Genomic DNA, 4,028 nt, shown 5'->3' with positions numbered 1-4,028 from the left:
CCCCTCATCTAAGCCCGGCGGATTTGCCTACCGGGCACGACTACAGGCTTGAACCAACATATCCAACAGTTGGCTGAGCTAACCTTCTCCGTCCCCACATCGCACTACACATCGGTACAGGAATATTGACCTGTTTCCCATCAGCTACGCATCTCTGCCTCGCCTTAGGGGCCGACTCACTCTACGCCGATGAACGTTGCGTAGAAAACCTTGCGCTTACGGCGAGGGGGCTTTTCACCCCCTTTAACGCTACTCATGTCAGCATTCGCACTTCTGATACCTCCAGCATCCGTTACCAGACACCTTCACAGGCTTACAGAACGCTCTCCTACCACTTGCAATAAATTGCAAATCCGCAGCTTCGGTAACTGGCTTAGCCCCGTTACATCTTCCGCGCAGGACGACTCGATCAGTGAGCTATTACGCTTTCTTTAAATGATGGCTGCTTCTAAGCCAACATCCTGACTGTTTTAGCCTTCCCACTTCGTTTCCCACTTAGCCAATTTTAGGGACCTTAGCTGGCGGTCTGGGTTGTTTCCCTCTTGAGTCCGGACGTTAGCACCCGGTGCTCTGTCTCCCAAGCTGTACTCTTCGGTATTCGGAGTTTGCATAGGTTTGGTAAGTCGCCATGACCCCCTAGCCTAAACAGTGCTCTACCCCCGAAGGTAATACTTGAGGCACTACCTAAATAGTTTTCGGAGAGAACCAGCTATTTCCAAGTTTGTTTAGCCTTTCGCCCCTATCCACAGCTCATCCCCTAGTTTTGCAACACTAGTGGGTTCGGACCTCCAGTACCTGTTACGGCACCTTCATCCTGGCCATGGGTAGATCACTTGGTTTCGGGTCTACACCCAGCGACTATGTTCGCCCTATTCGGACTCGATTTCTCTACGGCTTCCCTATTCGGTTAACCTTGCCACTGAATGTAAGTCGCTGACCCATTATACAAAAGGTACGCAGTCACCCTTGCGGGCTCCTACTTTTTGTAAGCATGCGGTTTCAGGATCTATTTCACTCCCCTCCCGGGGTTCTTTTCGCCTTTCCCTCACGGTACTGGTTCACTATCGGTCGATGATGAGTATTTAGCCTTGGAGGATGGTCCCCCCATATTCAGACAAGGTTTCTCGTGCCCCGCCCTACTTATCTGCAGCCTAGTACCACACAGAGATTTTCACATACAGGGCTATCACCTACTATGGCCGGACTTTCCATTCCGTTTTGTTAATCTTTGTGCTATCACTGCAAGGCTTCTCCGATTTCGCTCGCCACTACTTTCGGAATCTCGGTTGATGTCTTTTCCTCGAGCTACTGAGATGTTTCAGTTCACCCGGTTCGCTTCGCACACCTATGTATTCAGTGAGCGATACCCCGAAGGGTGGGTTTCCCCATTCAGAAATCTCCGGATCAAAGCTTATTTGCCAGCTCCCCGAAGCTTATCGCAGGCTTTCACGTCTTTCGTCGCCTATCATCGCCAAGGCATCCACCACATGCTCTTAGTCACTTGACCCTATAACTTTGACGTCTCTTGCGAAACATCTCCGTCAAAAAAATTTCAAGGACTTGCAAGGTCTTTCACCTTGCGCGTTATGCCGTAACGCGAACGTTTCATGAAGTATTGCTACTTTTTTGAGAACTATTCGTCATTTACTTTTGAATATCAAGATGTCTTTCGACACCGTTGAACATTCGTTTTGACGCAATCAAATTTCATGTTGCTGATGGCACGGTCTGCAGGTGTTACCCTTACAGTTTCCATCAGCAACGCTGATTCGACTCTATGAATTTTTAAAGAACAGCCGATTGATCGAACAATGTCGATCAACAACGAAGGGGCCTTTTGCAAGGCCACTTTGGTGTTGAACGGGTAATCTAGTATTCTAGCACACTGGCAGAACCTAAAAAACCGAACCAATAATTTCTTAGAACTAAAGTTCTTACTATCTTTGTTGGTGGAGGATGACGGGATCGAACCGACGACCCCCTGCTTGCAAAGCAGGTGCTCTCCCAGCTGAGCTAATCCCCCTAGGAATCGCATTGTCGTGTCGTCTCCAGGCCTGTAACACTTGGTGGGTCTGGTTGGTCTCGAACCAACGACCCCTGCGTTATCAACACAGTGCTCTAACCAACTGAGCTACAGACCCAAGTCGGCCTCTGCGAGTAGCAAAGCAAAAGTATTTCTACTTTCATCTTCACTTCACAGCGACTTTTTCCAACAACCGATAAGTGTGGGCGTTCAAACGAGATTGCAGTTTTCCAGAAAGGAGGTGATCCAGCCGCACCTTCCGATACGGCTACCTTGTTACGACTTCACCCCAGTCACGAACCCTGCCGTGGTAAGCGCCCTCCTTACGGTTAGGCTACCTACTTCTGGCAGAACCCGCTCCCATGGTGTGACGGGCGGTGTGTACAAGACCCGGGAACGTATTCACCGTGACATTCTGATCCACGATTACTAGCGATTCCGACTTCACGCAGTCGAGTTGCAGACTGCGATCCGGACTACGACTGGCTTTATGGGATTAGCTCCCCCTCGCGGGTTGGCAACCCTTTGTACCAGCCATTGTATGACGTGTGTAGCCCCACCTATAAGGGCCATGAGGACTTGACGTCATCCCCACCTTCCTCCGGTTTGTCACCGGCAGTCCCATTAGAGTGCCCAACTAAATGTAGCAACTAATGGCAAGGGTTGCGCTCGTTGCGGGACTTAACCCAACATCTCACGACACGAGCTGACGACAGCCATGCAGCACCTGTGTGCAGATTCTCTTTCGAGCACTCCTCTATCTCTAAAGGATTTCTGCCATGTCAAAGGTGGGTAAGGTTTTTCGCGTTGCATCGAATTAAACCACATCATCCACCGCTTGTGCGGGTCCCCGTCAATTCCTTTGAGTTTTAACCTTGCGGCCGTACTCCCCAGGCGGTCAACTTCACGCGTTAGCTTCGTTACTGAGTCAGTGAAGACCCAACAACCAGTTGACATCGTTTAGGGCGTGGACTACCAGGGTATCTAATCCTGTTTGCTCCCCACGCTTTCGTGCATGAGCGTCAGTACAGGCCCAGGGGATTGCCTTCGCCATCGGTGTTCCTCCGCATATCTACGCATTTCACTGCTACACGCGGAATTCCATCCCCCTCTGCCGTACTCTAGCGTTGCAGTCACAAAGGCAGTTCCCAGGTTGAGCCCGGGGATTTCACCTCTGTCTTACAACACCGCCTGCGCACGCTTTACGCCCAGTAATTCCGATTAACGCTTGCACCCTACGTATTACCGCGGCTGCTGGCACGTAGTTAGCCGGTGCTTATTCTTACGGTACCGTCATGGGCCTCCTGTATTAGAAGAGACCTTTTCGCTCCGTACAAAAGCAGTTTACAACCCGAAGGCCTTCATCCTGCACGCGGCATTGCTGGATCAGGCTTGCGCCCATTGTCCAAAATTCCCCACTGCTGCCTCCCGTAGGAGTCTGGGCCGTGTCTCAGTCCCAGTGTGGCTGGTCGTCCTCTCAGACCAGCTACAGATCGTCGGCTTGGTAGGCTTTTACCCTACCAACTACCTAATCTGCCATCGGCCGCTCCATTCGCGCGAGGTCCGAAGATCCCCCGCTTTCATCCGTAGATCGTATGCGGTATTAGCACAGCTTTCGCTGCGTTATCCCCCACGATTGGGCACGTTCCGATGTATTACTCACCCGTTCGCCACTCGTCAGCATCCGAAGACCTGTTACCGTTCGACTTGCATGTGTAAGGCATGCCGCCAGCGTTCAATCTGAGCCAGGATCAAACTCTACAGTTCGATCTTGTTTAAACTTATACTCTTTCGAGTTTTACTCATTCAGAAATTGAAGTGAACTTCACTTCTTCATGAGCGTTTGTAGTGCAAGCACTAGTTCCAAAGAACTTGGCAATCGCATATTCAAACGCCCACGCTTATCGGCTGTATATTTTTAAAGTTCCAACAGATTAAACCGAAGTCTTTTTCTGTCTAGCTCGCTACGATCAGCGAAGCCTTGAATTATAACAGGACTTTTTAT

At 50.4% G+C, this 4,028-nt stretch carries 2 tRNA genes and 2 rRNA genes; all 4 read right to left on the bottom strand.

Features of this window, described 5'->3' with window-relative positions:
* Positions 1-1,507, bottom strand: a 23S ribosomal RNA gene (locus BMX55_RS15950); the annotation flags it as partial.
* Positions 1,508-1,947: 440 nt separating this feature from the next.
* A tRNA-Ala gene (locus BMX55_RS15945) sits at positions 1,948-2,023 on the bottom strand.
* A 41-nt stretch (positions 2,024-2,064) separates the two neighbouring features.
* Positions 2,065-2,141, bottom strand: a tRNA-Ile gene (locus BMX55_RS15940).
* Positions 2,142-2,257: 116 nt separating this feature from the next.
* A 16S ribosomal RNA gene (locus BMX55_RS15935) occupies positions 2,258-3,790 on the bottom strand.
* Positions 3,791-4,028 lie beyond the last annotated feature (238 nt).

This window comes from Giesbergeria anulus, from assembly GCF_900111115.1.
Taxonomy (GTDB): Bacteria; Pseudomonadota; Gammaproteobacteria; order Burkholderiales; family Burkholderiaceae_C; genus Simplicispira; species Simplicispira anulus.
The sequence above is the reverse complement of the archived record's forward strand: the minus strand, read 5'-3'. Positions and strand labels throughout refer to the sequence as shown.